This is a genomic window from Mesorhizobium sp. M0047 (assembly GCF_040323315.1).
GTDB lineage: Bacteria > Pseudomonadota > Alphaproteobacteria > Rhizobiales > Rhizobiaceae > Mesorhizobium.
Window position 1 is genome coordinate 237,319 of the sequence record NZ_JAMYUW010000003.1, and the last position, 23,348, is coordinate 260,666.

The 23,348-nt window shown below is 60.8% G+C and carries 15 protein-coding genes and 1 pseudogene; 12 read left to right on the forward strand and 4 right to left on the reverse strand.

Features of this window, described 5'->3' with window-relative positions; all coding sequences use genetic code 11:
* The first annotated feature begins 2 nt into the window (after positions 1–2).
* Genes queE through NKJ89_RS04445 form a run of 4 tightly spaced genes read left to right on the forward strand, consistent with a single transcriptional unit; the run spans position 3 to position 2,302 of the window.
* Entirely contained in the window at positions 3–635 is a 633-nt protein-coding gene (queE, locus tag NKJ89_RS04430; RefSeq protein ID WP_352600231.1) for a 7-carboxy-7-deazaguanine synthase, read from the forward strand.
* Positions 635–1,006, forward strand: coding sequence for a 6-pyruvoyl trahydropterin synthase family protein (locus tag NKJ89_RS04435; RefSeq protein WP_352600233.1), 372 nt, complete (start codon positions 635–637; stop codon positions 1,004–1,006). The genes queE and NKJ89_RS04435 overlap by 1 nt, the downstream gene beginning before the upstream one ends.
* On the forward strand, positions 1,006–1,743 hold the full coding sequence (queC, locus tag NKJ89_RS04440) for a 7-cyano-7-deazaguanine synthase QueC (RefSeq protein ID WP_352600235.1): 738 nt from the start codon (positions 1,006–1,008) through the stop codon (positions 1,741–1,743). Before NKJ89_RS04435 ends, queC begins: the two co-directional genes overlap by 1 nt.
* Complete coding sequence (locus NKJ89_RS04445; protein WP_352600237.1) at positions 1,736–2,302, forward strand: VUT family protein; 567 nt, start codon at positions 1,736–1,738, stop codon at positions 2,300–2,302. Before queC ends, NKJ89_RS04445 begins: the two co-directional genes overlap by 8 nt.
* Positions 2,303–2,518: 216 nt before the next feature.
* On the opposite strand, the gene NKJ89_RS04450 is transcribed toward NKJ89_RS04445, so the two are convergent.
* Both NKJ89_RS04450 and NKJ89_RS04455 read right to left on the reverse strand, forming a co-directional pair.
* A complete protein-coding gene (locus tag NKJ89_RS04450) occupies positions 2,519–3,304 on the reverse strand; it encodes an HAD family hydrolase (protein WP_352600239.1) in 786 nt (261 codons plus the stop codon).
* Positions 3,305–3,307: 3 nt separating this feature from the next.
* The gene (locus tag NKJ89_RS04455; RefSeq protein ID WP_352600241.1) at positions 3,308–4,264 is read right to left on the reverse strand and encodes a Pycsar system effector family protein; all 957 of its coding nucleotides are present in this window, start codon (positions 4,262–4,264) and stop codon (positions 3,308–3,310) included.
* Positions 4,265–4,852: 588 nt separating this feature from the next.
* On the opposite strand from NKJ89_RS04455, the gene NKJ89_RS04460 reads away from it, so the two are divergent.
* From NKJ89_RS04460 to NKJ89_RS04495, 8 genes are all read left to right on the forward strand, one after another.
* On the forward strand, positions 4,853–8,077 hold the full coding sequence (locus tag NKJ89_RS04460; protein WP_352600243.1) for an SNF2-related protein: 3,225 nt from the start codon (positions 4,853–4,855) through the stop codon (positions 8,075–8,077).
* 85 nt (positions 8,078–8,162) lie between these two features.
* On the forward strand, positions 8,163–10,526 hold the full coding sequence (locus NKJ89_RS04465) for a DEAD/DEAH box helicase (protein WP_352600245.1): 2,364 nt from the start codon (positions 8,163–8,165) through the stop codon (positions 10,524–10,526).
* Positions 10,526–11,407, forward strand: coding sequence for a hypothetical protein (locus NKJ89_RS04470; RefSeq protein WP_502904081.1), 882 nt, complete (start codon positions 10,526–10,528; stop codon positions 11,405–11,407). Before NKJ89_RS04465 ends, NKJ89_RS04470 begins: the two co-directional genes overlap by 1 nt.
* The gene (locus NKJ89_RS04475; RefSeq protein WP_352600249.1) at positions 11,400–14,519 is read left to right on the forward strand and encodes a hypothetical protein; all 3,120 of its coding nucleotides are present in this window, start codon (positions 11,400–11,402) and stop codon (positions 14,517–14,519) included. Before NKJ89_RS04470 ends, NKJ89_RS04475 begins: the two co-directional genes overlap by 8 nt.
* Entirely contained in the window at positions 14,516–15,199 is a 684-nt protein-coding gene (locus NKJ89_RS04480; protein WP_352600251.1) for a hypothetical protein, read from the forward strand. Before NKJ89_RS04475 ends, NKJ89_RS04480 begins: the two co-directional genes overlap by 4 nt.
* On the forward strand, positions 15,200–19,768 hold the full coding sequence (gene dpdJ / locus NKJ89_RS04485; RefSeq protein ID WP_352600253.1) for a protein DpdJ: 4,569 nt from the start codon (positions 15,200–15,202) through the stop codon (positions 19,766–19,768). It begins immediately after the preceding gene.
* Positions 19,765–20,313 (forward strand): hypothetical protein, encoded by a 549-nt coding sequence (locus NKJ89_RS04490; RefSeq protein ID WP_352600255.1) that lies wholly within the window; start codon positions 19,765–19,767, stop codon positions 20,311–20,313. Before dpdJ ends, NKJ89_RS04490 begins: the two co-directional genes overlap by 4 nt.
* Positions 20,310–22,394 carry a hypothetical protein gene (locus NKJ89_RS04495; protein ID WP_352600257.1) on the forward strand — a complete coding sequence of 695 codons (2,085 nt, stop codon included), beginning with the start codon at positions 20,310–20,312 and terminating at the stop codon, positions 22,392–22,394. Before NKJ89_RS04490 ends, NKJ89_RS04495 begins: the two co-directional genes overlap by 4 nt.
* A gap of 90 nt (positions 22,395–22,484) precedes the next feature.
* Here NKJ89_RS04495 and NKJ89_RS04500 read toward each other — a convergent pair.
* Together NKJ89_RS04500 and NKJ89_RS04505 are read right to left on the reverse strand one after the other, a co-directional pair.
* Positions 22,485–22,565: pseudogene (locus NKJ89_RS04500) on the reverse strand (DUF3768 domain-containing protein); the annotation flags it as partial.
* A gap of 229 nt (positions 22,566–22,794) precedes the next feature.
* Entirely contained in the window at positions 22,795–23,112 is a 318-nt protein-coding gene (locus NKJ89_RS04505) for a hypothetical protein (RefSeq protein ID WP_352600259.1), read from the reverse strand.
* Positions 23,113–23,348 lie beyond the last annotated feature (236 nt).

Genomic DNA, 23,348 nt, shown 5'->3' on the forward strand with positions numbered 1-23,348 from the left:
AAATGAGTTACGCAGTCAAAGAGATGTTCTATTCGTTGCAGGGTGAAGGTCGCCACACTGGGCGGCCGGCCGTTTTCTGTCGATTTGCCGGTTGTAATCTTTGGAGTGGTCGGGAGCGCGACCGAGCGAAAGCCGCCTGCAATTTTTGTGACACCGATTTCGTTGGCGTCAACGGCATTGGCGGTGGACGGTTCAACGATGCATCTTCTTTGGCGATCGCGATCGAGAATATGTGGGGTGGTGGGACGTCCGAACGATTCGTCGTTCTAACGGGCGGCGAACCGCTTCTGCAGGTTGGGGATCAGCTTGTGTCGGCACTCCATGACCACGGGTTCGAAATTGCCTTAGAGACCAATGGCACGCTGGCGGCCCCCGATACGATTGATTGGATTACCGTTAGCCCCAAGGGTGCGACAACCTTGGCACAAACAACGGGAAACGAACTGAAACTTGTGTTTCCTCAAGCCGGTCTGGATCCTGCGGTTTTTGAGAAGCTCGCATTTGACCACTTCCTTCTGCAGCCTCTCGACGGTCCTATGCTCGAAGCAAATACGGCGGCGGCAATAGCATATTGCCTGCAGCATCCGCACTGGCGTCTGTCTCTCCAAACTCACAAATTCATGGGGATCCGATAATGTACGAACTGAGCAAGGAGTTTCGCTTCGACGCGGCGCACACGCTTCAACGTCAGGTTGAAGTCGAGCCGAGCCGCAGGATTCATGGCCATTCCTACCGCGCAGAAGTAGTCGTTCGCGGCCGTCCTGATCCGGAGAGTGGCATGGTAATCGATCTAGGACTGCTCGATCAGGCCCTCGAAGAGGCTCGCGATGGTCTCGACCACCGCTTTCTGGACGAGATTAATGACCTTGGACCCGCGACAATGGAAAACCTTTCGTCGTGGATCTGGCGGAAAGTCGCGCCCATCTGTCCGAACTTATGGCGAGTGACCGTAAGACGCGATAGCGACACGGGAGCCTGTAGTTTCTACGGTACGGAATCTCAATAATGTCCAATTCAAGCGCGCTCGTACTTTTTTCCGGCGGTCAAGATTCCGCTACATGTTTGGCTTGGGCTCTCAATCGGTTCGAGCACGTGGAGACGATTGGGTTCGACTATCGGCAGCGGCATCGAGCCGAACTCGACGCTCGAGGTGAATTCCGGGCGGGCTTGGAAAGTCATTTTCCGAAATGGGCTGCCAAACTCGGTGAGGATCGGGTGCTCGATCTATCTGTGCTTGGCGAGATAAGTGAGACTGCGTTGACACGCGACGTTGAGATAGCGGCAACCGAATCCGGGTTGCCGAACACTTTCGTGCCTGGGCGGAACATTATCTTCCTCACGTTTGCGGCTGCTGTCGCCTATCGTCGAGGTCTCAAGCACGTAGTGACTGGCGTTTGCGAAACAGACTTTTCCGGATATCCGGATTGCCGTGACGATACGGTGAAGGCGCTTCAGGTCGCTCTCAACCTAGGTATGGAGAGTCGTTTCGTGCTTGAAACTCCGCTTATGTGGATAGACAAGGCACAGACGTGGGCCCTTGCCGAAGAACTCGGTGGGCGCGCCTTGGTGAACTTGATCCGCACTAGCACTCTGACATGCTACGATGGGGACGTGGGGAACGTTCATGAGTGGGGCCGAGGCTGCGGCGTGTGCCCGGCATGCGAGTTGCGCGCGAAGGGATATCGACAGTTCGCCAAGCGACCTTCAACGCTGCCGCAGACTCAGGAGTTGTCCCATGGCTGAGATCGATCGCCTCCGTAGGGCGGAAGGAATCGTGTTCGCTTTGTGCTTTGCTGGATGCATCCCACTTGCGAACTGGTTGATCGGGAATGTTGGGACAACTTGCGTACCGAATGGTCCATGTCTGATTCCCGTCGCACCTGGACTTGAAGCTCCTAGCGGGGTGTTGGCGGTCGGTCTCGCTTTGGTGTTGCGCGACCTTGTTCAGCGGCGACTTGGATTAAGTTGGGCGGTCGCCGCAATCGCGATCGGTGCCTTGTTGTCCGCAAGTTTTGCGCCGCCAGCGCTGGTCGTTGCTTCCACTGCCGCTTTTCTGTTGTCGGAAATCGCTGACTTAGCGGTTTACACTCCGCTCCAGCGTCGCGGATTCATCCGCGCCGCCGTCGCAAGCAGCATGGTGGGGCTAGTTATCGACAGCATCGTGTTCCTCGGCCTTGCCTTTGGTTCCATTGAATTTTTAGCAGGACAAGTCGTGGGTAAGGCCTGGATGGTGTTGGCCGCCCTTCCATTCCTGGTATTGCTGCGCGCGCGAGACCGTCGTTTGGGCCTTGTGCCGGCTTGAAATCTGGAAAATGTTGATAGCTGCTATCAAGCCGCTACGGGATGTGGATGCAACACCAGATCGCCAAGAATGGAGAAAGCCTTCTATCTTGGAGGGCTGTTTTGGAATGCTCCTTGATGGCATCGGCACGCCGGCCGCCCTGTCTTGGCCATGGCTTCGCGAACGTGTGACTTGCGCCTGTGACTGTATAGCCGAGTTGCGCTGACCCTAGAAATGTCAGCCTCGCGCTCCGGCCGCACTGGTTACCGCGTCAAATACGATCGCAGGCACTTGGTCAAAACTGGAAATTAGATGATCTGGCTGTATCGACGCTTGGTCAGGCGCCCAGCGCGGCTGAAATCCTCCTGGGAAATAGATAGTTTCAAGCCCAACTGCCTTCGCCGGCGCGATATCCCGGTCGAGTTGGTCGCCAATCATGAAGGCCCGCGCAGGCGCACCGGTCAAGGAAAGCATCCGCCGATAGAAATCCGGTGTCTTCCGGCCTTCTATGATCCGATCAAAAAATCTGGTGAGTTCAAGAACGTCGGCATTCCGCTCAACCTTAGCCTTCGCCCCTTCTGTCACCATCAGAAGCAGGCAGCCCGAATCTTTAAGCTGACTGAGTCCCTCCGCGACGCCCTGGCGAATTCGTGGCGGCTTTGCCAGATCGCCAAAAAAACGTTCCTCGATCGCGGCGAGATCGCCGTCCGACAAGAGATAGTCCTTGCCGCCATTCCATACCGCCCGGGCAGCGTCGTTGGCTTGCACACCCCTGAGCGCCAGTTCGGTGGCACGCACAAGCAACCTAGGCGGATAGCGCAAACCGGCGTGATGACGCTCTGCGAGTGCCTGATCGATCGCACGCACGAACAGAAGGCGATCTGCTTGCGGCGTCACAATGCCAACCCTTGATTCGACAGCTCGAAGGAGAGCGAGTTGCGCGCCGGCGAACACTGCGTCCGTGTCCCACAACGTGTTATCGGCATCGATGAATACCGCCACCAGTTCAGAATCGCGAGCCATAGGTCACTGTCCGCTACACGGCTTTAATGCTGCAGTCCCTGATACGGAATTGTGGACCACAGGTTCCCGTGACAGGGTCAGTTCGATTCCGCAAGAGCCCGGCGTCGGCTTCGTTGGATTGATAGCGGTTTTGGCAATCATTAGGAGAACAATAAATACGATAAGAAAACGAAGTGCACAAGCAAGCAAAATTTGAGCTGGCTGGAGGTATCGAAGCTTGTCTGCGGTCTTTGTAGCGACCAAATATGCCTCACTAACGTAATTCTCTAGATATTTAACCTTCAGGTCTGACCTAAGTACAGCCACTTTTTTCCCATCTTTTTCTTGGGTAGTGACAAAGGAATTGACCCAGCCCGTCGGCGATACACCAATCATTTCCCGGAAGAAGAGGTAGGAACGAGTCGGTCCGGCTTGCCCATCCACTGTCGCCTCGGCCGGATACTTGAACGTGGTTCGCGTACCGTGGAAGGTGACTAGGGCGCCAGTCAACGCCGACAACACGAAGAGAAAGAAGGTCAAATACGTGGCTGCAAGAAGTACTTTACACCAGAATGGGACGGCACTGATTGTCTGCAGAGGGTAGTCGCTGCTAAAAGCCGCAAAGAACGCTCCAGCCAAGGCAGTTAGAAATGTTGTAACAGTAAGCAAACGAGTTGCCTTCTGGTCCTGATATTCGGTCTGTTGTTTTGCCTCGTTTAATGACGCCCGCGCGAGCTCGATCGCTTTGTCCAGTTGCAGGTCGCTAGGATCGATTTCTTTCCAATGCTTTGTCGCCTCGACCATCTCTTTGATGATCACAGCCGATGATACGCTCTCGATCTTTTGCGCTCCCAAGCGAGGATAGAAGTCGATACTGCGGTCAAAAAACGAGCGAACGATGGCTCTAAACCACCCCAGGTCAGCATCAGTGCCGATCTTCTCAGCGCGCGGCCCGGTTTCTCCATTTTGATTCTCGCTCACGATTCTCCCCCTCAGCAGTTTCGCCCGCATCTAGCATGGCTTAAATCTCCGGTCTGCCGTCTTACTGATGACGGAAGAGCCTCCGGGAGTTTCTGGTACTGCGTGATTCGCCAAAAGTGACTTTCGAGAATCCGGAGCCAGCGCACAAAGACTCGTCGGCCGGTGCTCTTCATGCCTCAATGGTCGCAGTTCCGCGTTGCCCCAACCCATTTCTTTATTTTGCCAACCCAAGCTGGCCGTGTCTTTCCGAAGTCCAAACGGCCAGCAGATCCCTTTTCGCAATAAATTGCTTCATGGCTATTGCATGACCTTGTAAAGGATGCCTATGCGGCACAGAGCAGGGGTTGAAGTATTCCTTAGTGTTTAAGCCCCCCTTCGGCTAATCCGCAATTGCGTATGGCAAATCAATTCTGCATGATGCCTCGGGGGGCGGATAGATGCGAACGACAAGTGATTTCAGATCGACTTTTTTGTCGGGTTTAAGGGGCCGAGCGTTCCATCGTGTGCCGGGACAAATGTGGCACCCGCATCGTTACGGGGCCTGATTCCTCTATGGCAACACGTTCAGCGGCAATTTTGACAGCTGCGATGATAGGCTACCTCTTTCAGCATCGGCTCTTCGGCTGCTGCAAGATCATCGGGATTGATGGACGCACGATCGACGTCAAGCTATGCGATGTCGGCTGCCGGCGCCTCTTCTCGCGTAGTGCGCTGGAAGGCGGCGACTTTAAGCGTGTTGTACTCCATCCCGGGGCACTGGCGATCGGCCCGCAAGGGCAATGCGTTATCAATGCCCTTGTCGAAGGCGACGAAGTGGGACCGCGTCGCTACCGAGTTATCTATGAGGATGGTCTAAGCGCGGCGGTGAGTGAGATCGAACTTCTGCCGCTGCCGGCGAGCCTCACTGATAGTCTTCCTGCGCGCCTTCTCCAGGGACGAATTGATCCTTATGCGCTATTTTCTGCCCGGCACCGGTTGCTTGTGGCGCTCACGCGCTTCAACCGGCAAGTGGGCGGCCTGCGAGCCTTGCTGGCCAGCCGGATCGACCTTCACCCTCATCAGGCGTTCGTCGCGGGAACCGTCATCCTCGACCCCGTGCGGCGCTACATCCTTGCTGACGAAGTGGGCCTCGGCAAAACGATTGAAGCCGGGGTCATTTTGCATGATCTTCTGTCGCGGCGCCCCGACGCCCGCGTTCTCGTGCTCACGCCCGGCCCGCTGACCCGCCAATGGCTGTGCGAAATGCACAGCAGTTTTGGTGGGCAGGCGTTCAAGCTTGCCGATCTTCATCCAATCGAGTCTATCGACTTACGTCGCTGGTCCAAGGTCATCTGCTCGACCAATTTTGCGCTCGACGGTCTCGACGAAGAACTGCTGGCAGTTCCCTGGGATCTGGTGGTGGTCGACGAGGTCCATCATCTACTCAATGCGCCGCACCTCTACGACATGGTGGAGCAACTCTCGCGCAGCGCGCGTGACCTTTTGCTGCTCAGCGCAATTCCAGTTCGGCGGCGAGAGTCCGAACTCTATCGCCTTCTCGCGCTGCTCGACCCGCGAACCTATGCCAAGGACGGCACCGGCGAAGAAGCATTCCTCGCCATCTACGAAGCACAGGAACCGCTCGGGCGCCGGCTCAACCTGCTGTCGCACGATCTCACAGACCTAGTGAGCGGCGAGGCCACCAATAAAGATGTAATCGCGCGCCTTGGTCGGCTGGTGTCGCTACCGATCCTTCGAGAAGACGAGCAACTTCACGCGTTGCTTGCCGCCGCCGAAGCCGAGCCAGAGCGCGTTGCGTCGCTTGCGCGAGAGGTCCATCTAACAGTATCGGAGCGCTATCGCGTCAATCGCCGTATCCTTCGCAATCGCCGAGAACGCCTAATCAGCCAGGATCGTCTGGCGGCGATTACCCGCATATCGACGCCGCTTCGCTACGAGCCCGATCAGATCGAAGGCGAGGCAGTTACTGCAGCCGAGGCAATGCTTGCGGCGCTCGCCGCCGACGCCAGCCTGTCGCGCGATATCCTACGTCCGTTTAGCCGCATCCTTCTGCAAGCGCTGGTCGATCCCATCGCCACGCTAGAGGTGCTAACCGCGCTGCGCGATGCACAGGCGGCAACAGTCAACTCCTATGGCCGGGAGATGCTGAATGCGGTAGTTGGTCTGGGTGGTGAGCGCTGGGCCGTCCAACTGTACACCGCCTGCGCGGGTGTCAAGGCGCACGTTGATCCCCGCCTGTTGTCAGCCGGGCTCCGTCTGGCGTCCAACTGGCAATCATCGCAGTCGTCATCGGCCCGCTGCGATGTGATGGTCTCACTGTTACGCGGAGAGATCGCCGCCGACCGGAAGACGCTGGTGTTTGCAGGCTTCCCCGGCGTTGCACAAAGACTCGCTACGCTCCTCAAGGACACGTTCGGCGAGAAGTTCGTGACCGAGTTCCGCAGCGATCTCGACGACATTACCAAGGAGGAAAATGTCCGGCGCTTCCGTGCCGAATCCAACGTCTCGATCATGGTCAGCGATGAAAGCGGTGGAGAGGGGCGCAACTTCCAGTTCGCACATAGTCTCGTCCACGCCGATCTCCCCTGGCACCTTGCGGTAATCGAGCAGCGCATCGGTCGCCTTGACCGTCTTGGCCGCGAGGCCATTTCCAACCAAGTCGTTTCGCATATCTGCGTCAGCGCCGGCGCGTGGGAATCTGGCCTTTTTGCCTGCTACCATGATGGACTCGACCTGTTCGGGACGTCGGTCAGCGGCCTAGAATTCGCGTTGCGCCACCTCCAGGACGAGATTGTCGATGCGGCGCTCACGGGTGGTCAGGATGAGATGCATGACCTAGTACCGCGGCTGAAGGCGATTGCCGCGGAAGAGCGCGTTCGCGACGATAGCGAGGCACTGCTCGATGAAGCTTCGTATCATGCGGCGCGCGCTGAACGTTTCATCCACACGCCGGCGCCGGGAATTGAGCCCGCGCTTGAGGCCGCCTTTCTCGACTATTTTCGGCTACTGGCTGGCGGCAAGGGCGTTTCAAGGCACGAGAGCGCGGACGGATCCGAGGGCCTTTGGTGCCTGCGGCCCGAGAATGTCCGGCACGGGGAACTCACTATCGTTGACAAGGACGCTGATGGCGAGCTTCGCAAGCGCATCGGCACATTCCGGCGCGCGCTCGCTCAGCGGCAGCGCGACGCAGAATTTTTCACCTACGGCAATCCGCTGTTTGATGCTGTAGTCAAATCACTCGGCCATCGTCTGACCGGGCGGACCTATGCGATTGCCTGCCAAGCCGCGGGCGCGACCAGCTTTATCGGCCTCGAGATGATTATTGCGGCGCGACCCCGCCTCGACACGAGCGACATCTCGCCAAGTCTTTTGAACCTCGCGGAAGCAATCTTCGGGACACGGCGGCGGCCGTTGTTCGTGCCCTTGTTCCAGGGCCAGAAGGTCGATGGACAGCAACTGGCCACCTTACGCAATTCACTGTCCGCGAAGGGTGAGGGGCCGCGTTGGCGCGATCTTAGCGGCGACGAGGTTCAGCAGTTCGTCCGGCGCGTCGATGGTGATCTGTCGACCTGCCTCAATCACGCAATGGAGCACGACATCCCCACCGTAAGACAGGTTTTCGCAAAGGAATTGACCGAGCCGCTGGCTTCCGAACGCGAACGCGTTGCGCTCCAACGGCGTCAGTTGACTGAAGGGGGCGATGCCGCCGGAGCAGCGGAAGCGGATATGTTGGAGCGCTACTCCGCGCTGATCGACAGTTGGGACATTGTCGTCGACGCGATCGGCTTTCTCGCCGTCAACGTGCGGGGCTGACATGGCGAGCTTTGCCTCTTCGACGGTAGGACCAACCCTAGCACAGCAGTTTCGCGCCGCTCTTTCGACCGGGACTGCACCCGAGATGATCGTATCGCCGCCCTCGACCTGGCACCCCGACTATCCCCGTTGGCGTTTCTTGGCCTTGCTCCAGCGTTCTTCCACGCCCACGCTCGATCATGGCGTACTGCTGCGGCAGGCGGTGCGCTGGTCGCGCGGGAGGCTCTTCATCGGGAACTGGACGTCCGAACTCGCCGCCGTCGGCGAGGCATGCGGGGTCACGCTTTCCGCGGCAGGCGATCTGATCGTTGCTCCATATTGCCCGGATTGGCTTTCCGGAGAGATCTGGCCCGACGGCCAGGGGCTTGACGAACCGCCCTTGTTGGCGACACCCGACGAGAGCCTCCCCGCAGAGCCGTGGCTGTGGTCGCTATCAAAAGGGCAAATGCGCAGTTGGCACTCCGCAGCGCAGAAGGAGGCCTGCTGGCAGGCGCTGACGGCACCGCCCGGCTCGACCACCTTGCTGGGCTTGCCGACCGGCGCGGGCAAGAGCTTAAGCTTCCAACTTGCCGCGCGGTTCAGCGCCGGTGTTACGATCGTTGTCGTACCGACCACGGCGCTCGCGATCGACCAGTACATCGCCGCCAAGGAAATCTTGGCCGACTTCCCGCATCTCGGCCCGCGCTATTATTCCGCCAGCGACACTGCAAGCGATCCCGCAGCGGTGCGCGCCGCCTTGCGCGATGGGAGTTGCCGATTACTCTTCGCATCGCCTGAATCCTTGGTGTCAGGCAGCTTGCGTCCAGTGATCGATGATCTGGCGGCCACAGGTCGGCTCGCCACTTTGGTGGTCGACGAAGCCCATATCATCGATTCCTGGGGTGGGCATTTCCGCGTGGAATTCCAGTTACTCGCACTCCGCCGGAGCCAATGGCTGAAGTCTAGCGGAGGATCGCTGCGTACTCTGCTACTTTCGGCGACGTTCACCCCGCATTGCCTCGACCTGCTGCGCGCGATGTTCGGTGGCGATCTATGGCGACAATTCGCCTGCCAGCGACTGCGCCCGGAGATTTCCTATTTCAGCAGTGGCTTCACGATGCCCGATGATCGCGAGGCGGCGCTAGTCGAGGCACTTCACCATCTGCCTCGTCCGCTGATCCTCTATGTAACCGAGGTCGGCGAGGCTGTTCGGCTCCGCGACATGCTTGTCAAGATCGGGTTTGCCGCGACAGAATGCTTTCACGGCGATACCTCCGGCGCTGATCGACGCCGGCTGCTGCTCGCGTGGCGAGCCAACGAGATCGAGATTATGGTGGCGACCTCCGCCTTCGGTATGGGGGTCGACAAGGCCGATGTCCGAGCCGTCGTTCACGCCTGCTACCCCGAAAATGTCCATCGCTACTACCAGGAAGTCGGGCGCGGCGGGCGCGATGGCGCGAAGTCCATCGCGCTTTGGATACCCTTGATGCCGAAGGATCGGACGGTAGCGACGAGCCTGCTGCCCAAAATGCTCGGCGCTGACCTCATCTCGCTGCGCTGGCAGACGATGTTGGGCGCGGCGCGCGACGAGGAGGGCGGCATTCTCAACATTCCGACCAATGCCAAGCACGAGCGGCTAATGGGTGGGCGCAGCTATGGCGAGAATATCCGATGGAACAAGCGGCTGTTGCTGATGATGGCACGCGCCCGCTTGATCGACCTCGTTGACCTCCAGTTCGAAGAGGACAGCACTCTTCCAGAAGGTCGGGTCGAGCGCGTGCGCCTACGCTGCAACTTCGTGCCAAGTGATCCTCGGATCGCAGAACTACTCAAATCGCCGCGCGAACACGATCTGCGCGAGGCAGGCCGCGGCATCAGGGCGCTCGACGACTATCTCGCAGGCACGGCCAAAATCTGTCGGCTGCTGCGCCGCGAATATGGCGCCGAAACGATCATTGCCTGTGGCGGCTGCATCGCCTGCCGCGACGAACCGCTCGATCGCTATTCGATCCCGGCGTTGGACTTCGATCCGCTGGGACCGACCAAGCCAAGGCTCGACATCGTCTCCTCAGAAATCTTCTCAAACGGCGCAAAGGCGATCGGCGCGTTGGCCGATCGCGTGGCCGACCTAATCAGTGAGCAGCGGCTCCTCCAGTTCCTTTGCGCACCCGACCTTCTTGGGCAGTTGACGACGGCGCTGGCGGTGCGCCTCCTCCCCGCCAGCCGGCACTTCTATCGGCTCGATGACACGCGGGAGATTGGCAGGCTCAATATAGATCCCGACAAGCATGTCGTCGCCATCCATGGGCGCATACCTGATCGCGCGGTGCTTCGCTTGCGCGCCGGGGCGCGGATTTCGCATCTCTTCCCCAAGGATGCGCAGATCACTGATGCCAATGACCGCGTCCTGCTCACCCATGAGGGCGCGTTCTTCTTTCCATCCTATGACGAATGGCGGACACAAATCTAATGTTCACGGACTCTGAAGCTACCCCTGCTCGCGTCGAAATGCTGCTCGAAGTGGTCCGTTCAATGAGCGATCGCAAGCTCGATTCGTCGACGATACGCCTGCTACTCCAGCCAGAGGGGCTTCCGGCGCGGACCAGCAAGAGTGACCAGGCCGGCCGCGCGATCACGGCGGCGCGGGAACTTGATCTCATCGAGGACCATGCTGACGGTATGATCCGCGCCAGCCGCACTCGCGACAACCGCTCCGCTCGGACGGCTGTGGTCGAAGCCATTGACGACAAAGTACTGCGCGACGACAAGATCGAACCCTGGTTTGGGCTCTTCTACGCCTTCTTGCTCGGGCGGGACGAGTCAGCTGCAGCTGGCAAAGAGGCGGGAGACCATTGGGAAGCGCGCTTCGAGCGGGAAGTGTTCGGCGGAGCCAAGCAGCCGAACCGGTTCAACGATAGCAAATATCGGGGCTTCCGGCGCTGGTTTCGCTATAGCGGGCTAGGCTGGCACGACGGCGAGGAACGCTTCCACCCAAACCCTTATGAGCGTATGGCGCGGCAACTTCCTGCCGTCTTCAACCCGGAGCGTGATCTTTCGATTGACACGTTCATGGACAGATTGTCTCAGCAATGCCCCGAACTTGACGGAGGGCATCTCTTCCTGAGAGCCAATCCGAACTGGGACAGATCCACCCGCGTGATTTCACTCGGTCTGTCGCATGCGCTGGTCGACCTTCATCTCGACGGAGTGCTAACGCTCAACTGCCCGCTCGATAGCGATGGCCTGAGTATCGCCAAGGCTGCACCGCCGCGGGACGGGGTTCATCTAAAGTCCGACCGTGTCTCCAGCGTGCGCTATGCCCCGGCCAAGGGAACCCGCTTCAATGGCTGAGCCGATCGTCGTGCCCACCAGATTGGGGCAACCGTGCTGGACCGATGCCAATATCGAGGCAACAGTGCGGACTGTCGCCGCGATGGGCGACGAAAGCGTTTCGCGCTTCCTCGCCACGCATGCGCCGATGTCGCACGTCCGCGTCGGCGACACCGAACGTACGCTCACCGACGCTAAGGTGTTCGAGCATATTGCGCGCTTGAGCGCGCGCGAGAATGTCGTGTTGGTGCACGGCGCGCCCGGCACCGGCAAGTCGCATCTCATTAACTGGGTGAAACTGCGTTACGACCACGCGCTGAAAACCGGACAGTTTGCCAATGTGCTGCCTGTGCTCGTGCGGCGGCGCACCGGAAGCCTCAAGGATGCGCTTGAGCAACTCGTCGAGCAACTGCCCCGCCGCTTTCACAAATATCTTGAGCCGGTGCAATCCGCGATCGACCGCATCTCCGAGAAGGAGGCGCGCAAGAAGCTTGCGACCGAACTCCATCTCGAACTCGGTGTTCGCTGGGAAGAGGCGGGCAGGCCGCCGCTGCCGCGCACGATCCGCCATCTCGCCGAAGCTTTCCACGCCGAGGGCTTCGGTGCCTGGCTCTGCCGCGAGGGCGGGGTGATCGACCGCAATATCCAGCAGTTGATCAGCCCGAGCGAAGTGCGCGACCGCGAGAGCTTTCCGCCCTTCACAGCGGACGAGTTCCGGATCGACAATCCGCAACAGCGCAGCCACGGCCTCAACACAGCCAATGTCCGCCGGCTGATCGACGAGTTCGCGGAGGAGCCGGAGTCCGCCCAAGAGGCGGCGCGCCTCTGCAACGAAAGCCTGCGCGCCGCGCTGCGCGAGTTGACCGGCCTCGGCAACGCGGCACTCTCAACGATTCTGCGCTCAATCCGCCAAGATTTGCAAAAAGAGAACAAACGGCTAGTGCTGCTGATCGAAGATGTCTCGACGCTTTCGGTGCTCGACGACGAAGTCGTCAACGCGGTCGAGCCGCAGGACGACGCCAGCCTCTGCGATCTCACGTCGGTCCTCGGGATGACGGAGCAGGCCTACCAGCGTCTGCGTGACAACCAATATCAACGCGTTGCCGGCAGCGGCCTGATTCTATCCTTTCCCGAGGACGCGACCGCTGCATTCTGGGCCGACGATAATGCGGAGATTGATCGTTTCATCGCGCGCTATCTGAATGCCGCGCGCCTGCCGGAACCGCAGGTCGCCCTAATCGCCGATCATCGGCAACTGGGGGGCGATGTGAGCGTCAGCGCGTGTGACGACTGCCCGGTAAGAGAGGCCTGTCATGCAGCGTTCGGCAGTGTGGCCTTTGGCGACACGGTCGTTGGCTTGTTTCCCTTCCGGCCGGGGACCGCACCTTATCTGCTCGACCATCTTGATAAGTCGCAGACAGGCGTTCGCCCGACCCAACGTGGCCTGCTCGACCATATTACCAAACCGGTGATGCGCCATATCGATGCGCTCGACCAAGGCGACCGCTATCCTCTGACCCTGCCGATCAGCCGACAGCCCCCAACCGATTGGCAAACGCTCGCCGAAACCTATCTCGGCGGATGGGCGGCTGGCGATCAGACACGTTTGCGCCTCTTGGTCGAAGCGTGGACACGCAAGACCAGAGTACCTGACATTGCCAGCGACCTGAATGCGTTGCTTAAGCCGTTCAGCCTGCCGGAGTTCAGCACTAAGGCCGCCGGTGGCGAATCGATCCAGACGGTTCGCGACCCTGCTGCGAGCGCAAAGGGAGCCGGCGGCCAAGCTACCGGCAGCGACGCAGTGGTGCCCCCACCGCCACCAGCCCCGGTCGATGCCGCCACACACAAGCGGCTCACGGATCTTCTCAACCGGCTTGAGCGCTGGTGGTCCGGTGAGAAGCTGGAGACCCCAAGAGACTATCAGGAGATGCTGCTCGATTTCTTGAAAGGTGCGCTTCCGCTCGACGACATCCGGTCTCCGGCGACGCCCGCCCAACGTCTGTTGCGTGAGGCAAATCGTGGTTCGATACGTATCCAGGACTCCGCCACCCAGGCCGTGCCAAACAGGGTCTCCTTCGCCTTCGAGCGCACCCAAGACAGCCATGATCTCATAGTCGCCTTGACCCATCATGCGGTCGAAGGCATGGGAACGTGGGACTTTCCGCAAGGCGAGCGCTACAAGAGGATTGTGGCGCGCTGGCTGCGCAAGCACCAGGACGCGATGCTTGCCTCGCTCGATCCCGTCGATCTTTCAACGACCGTGCCGATAAAGCACGCAACTAAGTTCTTGTGCATGTCGGCGATCATCGAGCGCCGCGCCGAACTGCCGCGCGATACGCCGGCCGCCTTGTCACACGTGACTTCTATCGAGGCGATAAAGCTGCCGACGGTCCTCACCGATCCGCTACGCAAACTCTATAGCGACCTGCCCGAGCGGCGGCGCATGCTGCAATCATTTCTCGTCGAGGAGACCAATCTTCCCCAAGGGGCGACGGGCGGCATACTCGTCATCGACCCCCAGGTGATCATAGAGGCAATCACCGAGGCGCGCAGTGATCCCTCGATCGCGCCCCTTCCCCCCGGCTTTTCGGCGGGATACTGGAAGTCGCGCTACCAAGCGCTCGACGGACTCAAGGCCTGGGCAGCGCTACCCGACGCGATCGCGACCGAGCGCGAAGCGATCGGCGAGTTGCTTCACAAGATCGATCATGTGCTGGCGCGCAACGGTTTTGCAACCGGCGGAGATTATGCTGGCTTCGTCGATTTCATCGCGGACATGGTTCGACTCATCGAGCTTTTAAAGTCATCCTTCCGCTGGCCGACTACCGATACCGACTTCTTCAGACGCGACAAGATTGCCGATCGCAGTGCGCCTATGGCCCAAATGTTGGTGAACGCCGCCGCGGTCGCGGAAGGGGCAAACGACACTGATGTCTTGCTGTTCGATCCGCAGGCGCTGCTTGAAGTCGCGGCCATAGTCGAGCGATGTCGGCTCCTGATCGAAGCAGCAAACGAATTTGCCGAGGCGAAGCAAGCTCATATGAGTGGGGAGGGCGACCCCGACGTGATCGAGGGCGAGATTGTCGCTGAGTTGAGACGGATCAGCGATGTTGCGCAGGGGGTCGTGGCATGAGCCGGATCTCAGACCTCATCGCATATATGAAAGGCATCCCCGACAAGGAGAAGCGCGCCACCCAGTTGCGAGAGATGGTCGCGATCCGCGACAAGCTCAGGAGCTCCGCTGACCTTGCCGAAAGATTGCGCAGCCTGAGTTCGGCGCTTGAGGCGGTCGAAGGCGCAAACTTTGTCGAAAAGGCCAAACAGGGCCTTGCGCAGGTGTCTGCTAGCGCAGCGCGATTCAAAGCGCGCCTCGAAACCGGAGCGGGTTTCGATCGCAAGCAGGCTGACGTCACGCTAACTGCGATCAACGAGCGCCTCCAAAATACGTCGGACGCTGTTACCAAGGGTTGGCGGACGCTGGTCGACGAACAGGGAAAACGCTACCAGCCGCTGGCCGAAGCCGCCGAACGCGCATCCCTTCCTGGTGCAGCAGCGCTCAATGCCGCGATCGCGCGGCTCGGAGATTGGCGCGACACCCCGCCCACGACTCCAGATGCGGCAGAAGTCTATGTAGCGAACGCCGCGCGCATCCCGGCCTCGATCGCCAATCTAGGTCTCGAAGGGCATGCCGGCAAGTTCATGATTGATGCGGCGAGCGGTCGCGCGAAGGCGAAGGATCTCCAGAATGCCGAGGTGCTCGCATTCCTTGGTGCCAATCCGGCAGTCTGGTCAATGCTGAAGGTCGGGCTCTAAATGACCATCCCATCGCCGACGTTCGTTTCGGACTTCCTCAATTTCATCGAAGAATGCGAGCAGCGGCTCCAGAATTGGGGCTTCTACGATGTCGCCTTCGACGAAGCCGACCTTTCGGCTCTCATCGAGACCGACGCGCCCGATCCGTTGCGCGAGGCATGGGATGCGCTTGCCACCGACGGCCTCGATCTTGGCACCCTGCTGACCCAAATGCGGCGCGCCGACCTCCTGCATCTGGTGTCCGATGGCTCGGGACGCGTCCGCAGCCGCTTTGCCGAAGGCCTTCGATTGCTTGCGCATCTGCGCCAGCGCTTCGGCTATCAGGACTGGGCGAGCGGCCGCCGCCTTGTCGCCGACATCAAGCTCCATCTCGCACCGCGACGCTATCCAGCGATCGGCATCACCGCCGACACCGCATGGGCCAGCATGGCGGCGTATGCGTCACAGCCGACCTTCCAGCGCGCAGTGTTTGAAGCTCTCGCGTCCCGGCCAGATGGAGGAGGCGCCTTCTCCTTCGCCGGGTTCCAGGTGCGCTCCTTCGAGCGGATTTTCCGATCCTATGGCGCCGAGGAGCAAAGCGGGACGGTGGTTTGCGCCAGCACCGGTGCGGGAAAGACTAAAGCGTTCTACATTCCCGCCTTCACCGCGATCGCTGGCGACCTCGGCAGATCGGCCAATCGCTTCACCAAGGTCATTGCGGTCTATCCGCGAAATGTCCTACTCGCCGATCAGCTCCGTGAAGCGATTTCCGAGGCGGGCAAGCTCAGCACACTCCTAAAGGCCAATGGCATTCGGCCCATCACGGTCGGGGCTTTGCTGGGGGATCTTCCGCCCGCCGACCAGTTTGATCTTGGGGACAAGAGCCGGTTCCTCAAACAATGGAAGCGCGTACATAATCGCGGATGGGTGGTGCCCTTCCTTCGCGCGCCCTTTCATGTCAGCCGTGGCGAACTCGTCTGGCTGGATGCCGATCGCAAGGCCGGACGGACCACCCTCTATCGCGTCGACGCGCTCGACGAGCCGCCGGAGATCTCCGATGGTGTCATCCAGTTGACCCGCGAAGGTCTGCAGGCCAATCCGCCCGATATCCTGTTCCTGTCGCTCGAGATGATGCATCGCGAGCTCGGCAATCCGGCTTGGGCCAAGACATTTGGCATCGGAGTCGAAGAGAAGCCGCGGCTGTTCCTGTTCGACGAGGTCCACAACTACAGCGGGCTGAGCGGCGCCCAAGCGCCCTGGATCATCGCGCGCTGGCGTCAGGCGGCGCGGCTTAAGGGACTGCATGTCGTCGGTTTGTCGGCAACGCTTCGTGACGCGCCCAAACATCTCGCAACGATCGGCTGCGTCAATCCCGAACGCGTGGTCGAATGCACCCCGATGGATGACGAACTCGAAGCTGAAGGCCGCGATTACACCGTCATCGTCAAGGGCGACGCTGCGTCCGGCGCCTCGCTGCTCGCCACGTCGATCCAGGCAGCCATGTTGCAATCGCGGCTGCTGACACCCGCCCATGTCAGCTATCCGCCGGGGACGAGCCTTGCCGGTCGGTCGCTCTATCTCCGCAAGGTCTTCGGCTTTACGGATCAACTTGACAGCCTCAACCGCTGGCTCCCCGATCTGGATGACGCTGAATGGAACCGCTTGGCCCAGTATCGGCTGCCGCCGGACAAATCCGGCCAGACGGTAAGCCAGTCGACCGAACGCGCAATGCTTGCGGACGGCCAGATTTGGTCGCTGCCAGATACGCTCGGCTATGACCTCCGCCAGGGCGCTCGAGTGAGCCGCTGCAGCTCTCAAGACCCAGGCGCCGATACCTCCTCCGACATCATCGTCGCCACCGCGAGCCTCGAGGTCGGCTACGATGACCCCGATGTCGGCGCCATTGTTCACCACAAGGCGCCGCGCAGCATTGCATCCTTCCTGCAGCGCAAGGGTCGGGCGGGGCGCACGCGCGGTTCGCGACCGACGACGCTCGTGATCTTGTCGGACTGGGGCCGCGACCGCTGGCTGTTTCAGAACAGCGAGCGCCTGTTCCAGCCGGACGTCGAACCAATCAAGGTGCCTTTGCTCAATCCCTATGTACAGCATGTCCAGGCGACGAGCTTCCTGCTCGACTGGCTCGGCCGGCGGGTGGGCGCAGCGGATCCGGTGCGCTATTTGCGGCGCCCCAGCAAATATGACGCAGGCGCGCGCGGACGCGCGGTCGCCTTGCTGCGCCGCCTGCTCGATCTCGGCGACGACTATGCCGCCTTCCGCCGCGATCTAGGCTGGGTGGTGCGCCATACCCAGCGGTTCAGTTCCGCGAGCGACGAGGACATCGACCGGATCGTCGACACGATGCTCTGGGAAGCGCCACGGCCAGTGCTTCGCCACGCCGTGCCGTCGCTGCTGCGCAAGCTCGAGGCCGAATGGCGTTTCGCCGATCTACGCCGGAGCAATGATCGCGAGGACAGCGCTGCGCGCCAGCCGCTTCCAAGCTTCATCCCCGCCGCATCCTTTGCCGATCTCGCGGCGTCGGATGTGACGGTCGACTTTCCGGGGACGAACAAGGACACTGAGACCCGCGGGATCGCGGCGCAACTCATTGAATCTTGTCCGGGGCGCGTCTCCAAGCGCTTTTCGGTAAGCCGCCAGGAGCGCGGCTATTGGCTCGCCGGGTCCGAGCAGCTTCTCACCGCGCCCAGTCCAGTCATGGTGCCGGCGCGCCAGTTCTTCCCCGACAGTCTCGCCATCGGCACTGACCGGGCCTCGGCAGCACTCCAGCCGCTGCGCGTGGCACTGGTCGAGCGGCCGCGCGACGTCAAGGACAGTAGCAATGCCGCCTGGCTCTGGGTGAATAGCGCCGAGCGTGTCGGCGATGGGCGCTCGCTTCCCTTGTTCAACCGGCAACATTGGCAAGACGTCTTCGACGACACGCGCGCCTATCTTCACGGCGACCTTAATGCAGTGCTGATTCGCCGTCGCACCAGTGAAGGCCGCTTCGACATCCTAATGAACCGCGGCGTTGAACGCCGCGGTACCGTCCTGCTCACGTCAACTTCGGACGATGGCGAGAAGGTGCGCGAGTTCGTCGGCTTTGAGCAGACGGTAGACGCCCTTGTATTCCAGATTCGCGAAGAGCATCTGCGCTCCCGCCCGTCGCTCGATGAGGCGACCATGGGCCGGCTGCGCCAGGACTATTTCAAGCATCTGCTCATGGACTCGTCGCTGCTGCGTGAAGCGGCGAGCAGCTTTACGCTCGAATGGCTGTGGCAAACCAGTCTTGCGATGCTCACCGCGACGGCGTTCAAGGGCAAGTGCAGCCTGAAGGTGGCGCAGGAGCGACTCTCCAGCAAGCGGGTAGCGTCGATCGGGCGAGTGCTTTCGCGTATGTTCAGCGTTTCCGCGCTCGACGATCACGATGCTGACGATCATGATGCCGGCGGCAAGACGCGTCAGCGGCTCGAGGCGCTCTGGTCCGACCCCGCTTGCGGCGTAGAAATCTCGCGCGCCGAGACCGCGCTGTGGTCAGACCTCGGCGAGGATTTCGAGGCCTGGCTGCGCCAGCGCCATTTACGAACGCTCGCCGAGGCCTGCCTCAGCGCCGTCCATGCCATTGCGACCGATGTCGGCGAGGGTGATCTCATGGTGGATGTCCTCAGCGATGACGGGAATCCGCGGATCGTCATTTCGGAAAGCGCACCCGGCGGCATCGGGCAGATCGAAGCTTTCGTGCAGACGTCGCTCGACGGTGACGGTGCGTTCGAGCGGGCGCTGGCGCACGCGCTTGGCTTCTGCACCCGCGCGCACATTAGCAAGAGCCTGGTCGCCGTCGCAGCACGCGCCCGCACGCCGGAGGCGCTCGCAGACGCCTTCGACACGGTCAGGCGTGCGCGGGGCTATCAGCAAACTCTCTCCGCGCAAGCGGGCCTCACTAGGACTTTGGAAGAGGCGGGCCTTGGTGCATCGCGCCAAAATGTCGTTGCAGTGACCGGCCACTTGCTCCAACAGAGCAGCGACTCGACCACCGACGCTTGGTTCGACGCCCTTAACCGCTTGTGGGCGAACAGAGAAGGGCGGCTTGGTGCGCCCATCGATGCGCGCGTTTTCGCCTATCTGTTGGTCGACTCCCCCAGTGTCCGGAGGCGCTTCTCGGCGATGATCGAGCGCAAGACCGGTCAACAGCCAACAGAGGTACAGCTGTTCGCGCGGATCCAGGATTTTCTGCTGCCCGGCTGCCACGACAGCTGTCCGCAATGCCTTGCTAACACCAATCGCTTCGCAGGCGACTTTCGTCCTTCGCGCGAACTGACCGACCACTGGCTAAGCGCTTCGGGGCCCAAGACGCCGTCGCTCTCGGTAGCGCCGGGTTGGGTCGAGCGGCTCCAGGCTCTGCTGGCGAACGAGGACAGGGTTGAGATCATCGGCGCCGTGGACGACCTGGGGGAAATCGCGCGGGCGCTGCAGACGCTCCTCACGGAGCCGTTTGAGCGCGATTATCTGCTCGTCTGGCCTATCCTGAGCGGCGTGTCGCGCAATCCTGACGGCTGGCGCGTGGGCGTCGAAATCCGCAACATGGGAGTGCGATGATGCGACCCGTGCTGCAAAGCCGCGACATCTGGACCCACGGCGGCGGCTGGCCGCTTCCCGACCTGCTGCGCTCGGCGCTGGCGTCGCTCCTGCTCTTGGGCGTGCATGACCGGCCGGCCTATTTTGCAAGCCCCTGGATCACCGATTTCGACCTGTTCGATAACCGCTTTAGGGACTTTGCCGCGCTATTTCCGCGTCTCGCCGAGCAGCCATGGATCCGTTTCTCGGATTATTTGAGCGTGCTCTCGACCAAGCTCGATGTGCGACTGCTCACCACCGATAATGACCGCTCGGGCGCCTTCATGAGCACCCCGGCGCTTAGGAATGCATCGCGCGTGGCGTGTCGCCTCGGCGACAACAAGTTCCACGAAAAGGGCATTCTCGCACCAACCTTCTACATTGAGGGATCGATGAACCTCACCCATTTCGGAGTTCGCGTGCGCGGCGAAAAAGTCGTCTATCACAGCGTCGTCGGCAATGGCGTGCCCGCAAAGATTGCGGCGGCCTATCTCGAGTTCGACCGTCATTGGAAGACGCTTGCATGAGCGACAACAACACGATCATGTCAATGCTCGACATGTTTGGTGCGCGACTTCCTGGGGATTTGGCTTTTTCGCTATCCCAAAACGGCAACGTTTCCGCCGACCATCCGCTCGCCGGCGAGATCGCCGCGGCGCTCGGCGGCAAGGCCGCGTCTCTCCCCTATCCTCGCAGGCAGGATGTCATGTGGGTGACCCTCGGTCCGACGGCGGAGGAGCTTCGGCGCGTGATCGAGGATCTGCGGTGTTGGGTTCTTCCGAGCTTCGGCTGGGAATCCGCGCCATCGATCGTCACGGAGGGCGGCGCGAGTGGACAAATGGGGTCGCTGTTGCTGGCGCAGTCGCCCCACGGCTATTTCCGCTGGCACAGCCGTCCGGCGGACACGAATCATCTCATCGCGCGCCTGGCCACGATGCGCGCGGTCATCGCGCAAGCACCCGCCCGCCAGTCGCAGCTGCGCCCAACCCTTGAAATGCTGCGCCGCCAGTTCACGCTGGGGCTCGCTACTGGCGACCGGGACACGGCGCTCCAGGCGATCGACCAAATCGACCAGCGCCAACTCGATACGGCGTCCAATGCGCTCTCGATGCGCATTCGCCTCGCGGCGGCTTTTGGCGACGATCGGGCGATCGTCGATAATCCGCAATTAGACATCCTTCTGTCGATGCAGGTGCCCCAGCGCGTCGTCGAAAGCGTGCTCCTGGCCCACCATGCGGTCTTTTTGGCTGATCACGAGGCTACCGGGGACATCAAGACTGCCCTTGCGGCCTATCTGCCCTTGTGCGACCGGCTTGCCGGGCTTGCCGATCATCCTGCGGATGATGCCGATACAGCAGTCGTGCGCATGGCGGCCTATGAGGCGGCGGTCACGGAAGACGCGCTCCGGCTCCATGAACTGGCAAACCGTTTTTCGGGCGATACGGTCGTTGCGGCGATCGCCGCGAGTCTGACGGCGATCGCGCCGCAGCCAGCTTCAGAACCCGCACCGCAACAGGTTGCAAAGACCGCAGCCCAGCCGGTCGCGTCGCCAATTGTAGAGCCCGTCGAGCCTCCTGTTGCCGAGGGTGAAACGGACAGAGCCGAGCGGGTCCTTGTCACGGCCGAACCCACGCCGCCGCTCGGCTGGTCGGACGTTCCTACGCTCGTTGCGACCAGCGCACACGAGCCCTTGGCGGCTTTCCTCCAGCACGCCGCTCTGATGCCCGACGCCTGCGATCCGGGTGACGGCGACTTCGTCATCGAACTCTTCACGGACTCGGGCATCACAGCGGATACGAAGAAGCGCGCCCAGGCTGATCAGGTCCTGACGACAGTCATCGACGCCTATGTCTGCGAGGAGCGGTTTCCGCGACGAGAACGCCTTACACTCTATCAGGCGGTGCTCGACATCTGGTCGTCGAACCGCGCACTGTCCACCGATCTGATAGACGGACAGTTGCTGCTCACCATGGCGGACGCACTGCTGCGTCTCGACGGCCGCTTGGAGGGCGTGGTCGCAACCGCGGTCACGCGCTGGTGGGAAGCCCGGCCGGTCCGCTCGCGCCTTGCCTGGCTTGGAGAAGCACTAGAGCTTCTCACTGAGCAGAGTACCGCTCAAGACTATCTTGCCGTATGGTACGCGGGTGCCGGCCTCATAAACATTGACCATGAAGGGTTTTCTGTCGCCGACCGGCATCTTTGGTATCGGCTTGGTCGCCGCCTCGGCCTGGACGTGGCCACGACCGACAAAGCGCTCGGTGGAGATTGGCAACCCCTCGAATCTGCGGACGACCCGCTGCTTGCGGCGGGGTTCAAGAAGATCGCAATAGTATCGTTGCATGAACGTGCGGCGCGAGAAGCGGCCGCGCAAATCGAACATCGCACGCAAGCCCATGTCGTTATAGTGACGGATCATGCTGCGGGCGAAGGCACCACATCAGCAGCAACGGCAGATGTCATCTTATTCGTGTGGGGTGCCGCCAAACACGCAGTTTATCGTGCTTTCGATAAGGTAAGAGATCGTCTCGAATATGTGCAAGGGACAGGTAGCGCAAGTATCGTCCGGGCGCTCGAACGCAGAGTTCGCGCGGCGGGAACCGAGATGTAGCGGTCTTCCACTATCATCGATCTCACATAGCGACAGCGGCGGTGCAAGAGCCGTAAATTTCGTTCTCCCTCGCCAGGGGCGGTCGAGGGCTTAGTGTTCGCCGGCGAGCATGATCGTGAGAACGCGGGCGGTCGCTTTCGGATCGGCCGGATCGTCGCTGCCGAACTGGAAAGCTCGGTCGAACCCTCTGCTAGACCTTGCCTTGTCAAATTATGGCTGCAAATTTCTTTGTAACCGCGTCGAAGCCCTTCTGCGTTTGGTGCAACTCGTTTGCCCACCAAGTCTTGTAGGTTGCGCCTGTCGAAAGCGTGCCCCGCAAATTCAGAAGATCTAACGTGTCCGAAAGGGGGCATAATCCTGAAATGGGCGCGATCAACGCATTGCGTCGACTAGTAGAGAATTACTTGTGGTAGTGGTCAAAGACAGCTTCAATCGTCTCGAGTGCTCTCTTGGTTTGTTCGGCCGAAGGCGGCTTCGCAGCCGTAAAGCCTATTTGGCCAGGCAAGTTCGTGGTCTTTGAGACAACGAGATATGTGATGTCTGGCCGACCAGCTGACGTTTCTTCCCGAGAGATCTCGTCAAGAATTGGTTTCCATGGGCCTTGGGCTGGAATGCCGAGCGCCGCGCCCAACTCGCTGTAGTAGATCGTGCGGCGTTGCTTCGCCCGATCGAGCAAAATTCCAGCAATCGCATCCTTGTGCTCTAGATACAGGACCATACTTTTCCGCTCCACCAACTGTCCATGCCAAAGCGGACACTTGCACAAGACGAGTGCAGGTTCAAATGGCACCCGGCTCCGAACGGTCCGCTAACAAAAGGCCGGACTGATCAAGACCATCCATGTGGCACTGTCCGCTTATTGTTCGCATACTCCATCACAGGTTCGAATGATCGGGCGCAAAGCCTGTTGGTGCGGGCGTTCTGCCGGCGTTGGACCGGTCGCGGGGAGCCTCG

Excerpts from the sequence above, each read along its gene's own strand:
- queC (WP_352600235.1), top strand. The coding sequence starts at position 1,006 with ATGTCCAATTCAAGCGCGCTCGTACTTTTTTCCGGCGGTCAAGATTCC.
- NKJ89_RS04475 (WP_352600249.1), top strand. The coding sequence starts at position 11,400 with ATGGCTGAGCCGATCGTCGTGCCCACCAGATTGGGGCAACCGTGCTGG.
- NKJ89_RS04495 (WP_352600257.1), top strand. The coding sequence starts at position 20,310 with ATGAGCGACAACAACACGATCATGTCAATGCTCGACATGTTTGGTGCG.
- NKJ89_RS04465 (WP_352600245.1), top strand. The coding sequence starts at position 8,163 with ATGATCGTATCGCCGCCCTCGACCTGGCACCCCGACTATCCCCGTTGG.
- NKJ89_RS04480 (WP_352600251.1), top strand. The coding sequence starts at position 14,516 with ATGAGCCGGATCTCAGACCTCATCGCATATATGAAAGGCATCCCCGAC.
- NKJ89_RS04435 (WP_352600233.1), top strand. The coding sequence starts at position 635 with ATGTACGAACTGAGCAAGGAGTTTCGCTTCGACGCGGCGCACACGCTT.
- NKJ89_RS04450 (WP_352600239.1), bottom strand. The coding sequence starts at position 3,304 with ATGGCTCGCGATTCTGAACTGGTGGCGGTATTCATCGATGCCGATAAC.
- NKJ89_RS04490 (WP_352600255.1), top strand. The coding sequence starts at position 19,765 with ATGATGCGACCCGTGCTGCAAAGCCGCGACATCTGGACCCACGGCGGC.
- NKJ89_RS04460 (WP_352600243.1), top strand. The coding sequence starts at position 4,853 with ATGATAGGCTACCTCTTTCAGCATCGGCTCTTCGGCTGCTGCAAGATC.
- dpdJ (WP_352600253.1), top strand. The coding sequence starts at position 15,200 with ATGACCATCCCATCGCCGACGTTCGTTTCGGACTTCCTCAATTTCATC.
- NKJ89_RS04505 (WP_352600259.1), bottom strand. The coding sequence starts at position 23,112 with ATGGTCCTGTATCTAGAGCACAAGGATGCGATTGCTGGAATTTTGCTC.
- NKJ89_RS04470 (WP_502904081.1), top strand. The coding sequence starts at position 10,526 with ATGTTCACGGACTCTGAAGCTACCCCTGCTCGCGTCGAAATGCTGCTC.
- queE (WP_352600231.1), top strand. The coding sequence starts at position 3 with ATGAGTTACGCAGTCAAAGAGATGTTCTATTCGTTGCAGGGTGAAGGT.
- NKJ89_RS04445 (WP_352600237.1), top strand. The coding sequence starts at position 1,736 with ATGGCTGAGATCGATCGCCTCCGTAGGGCGGAAGGAATCGTGTTCGCT.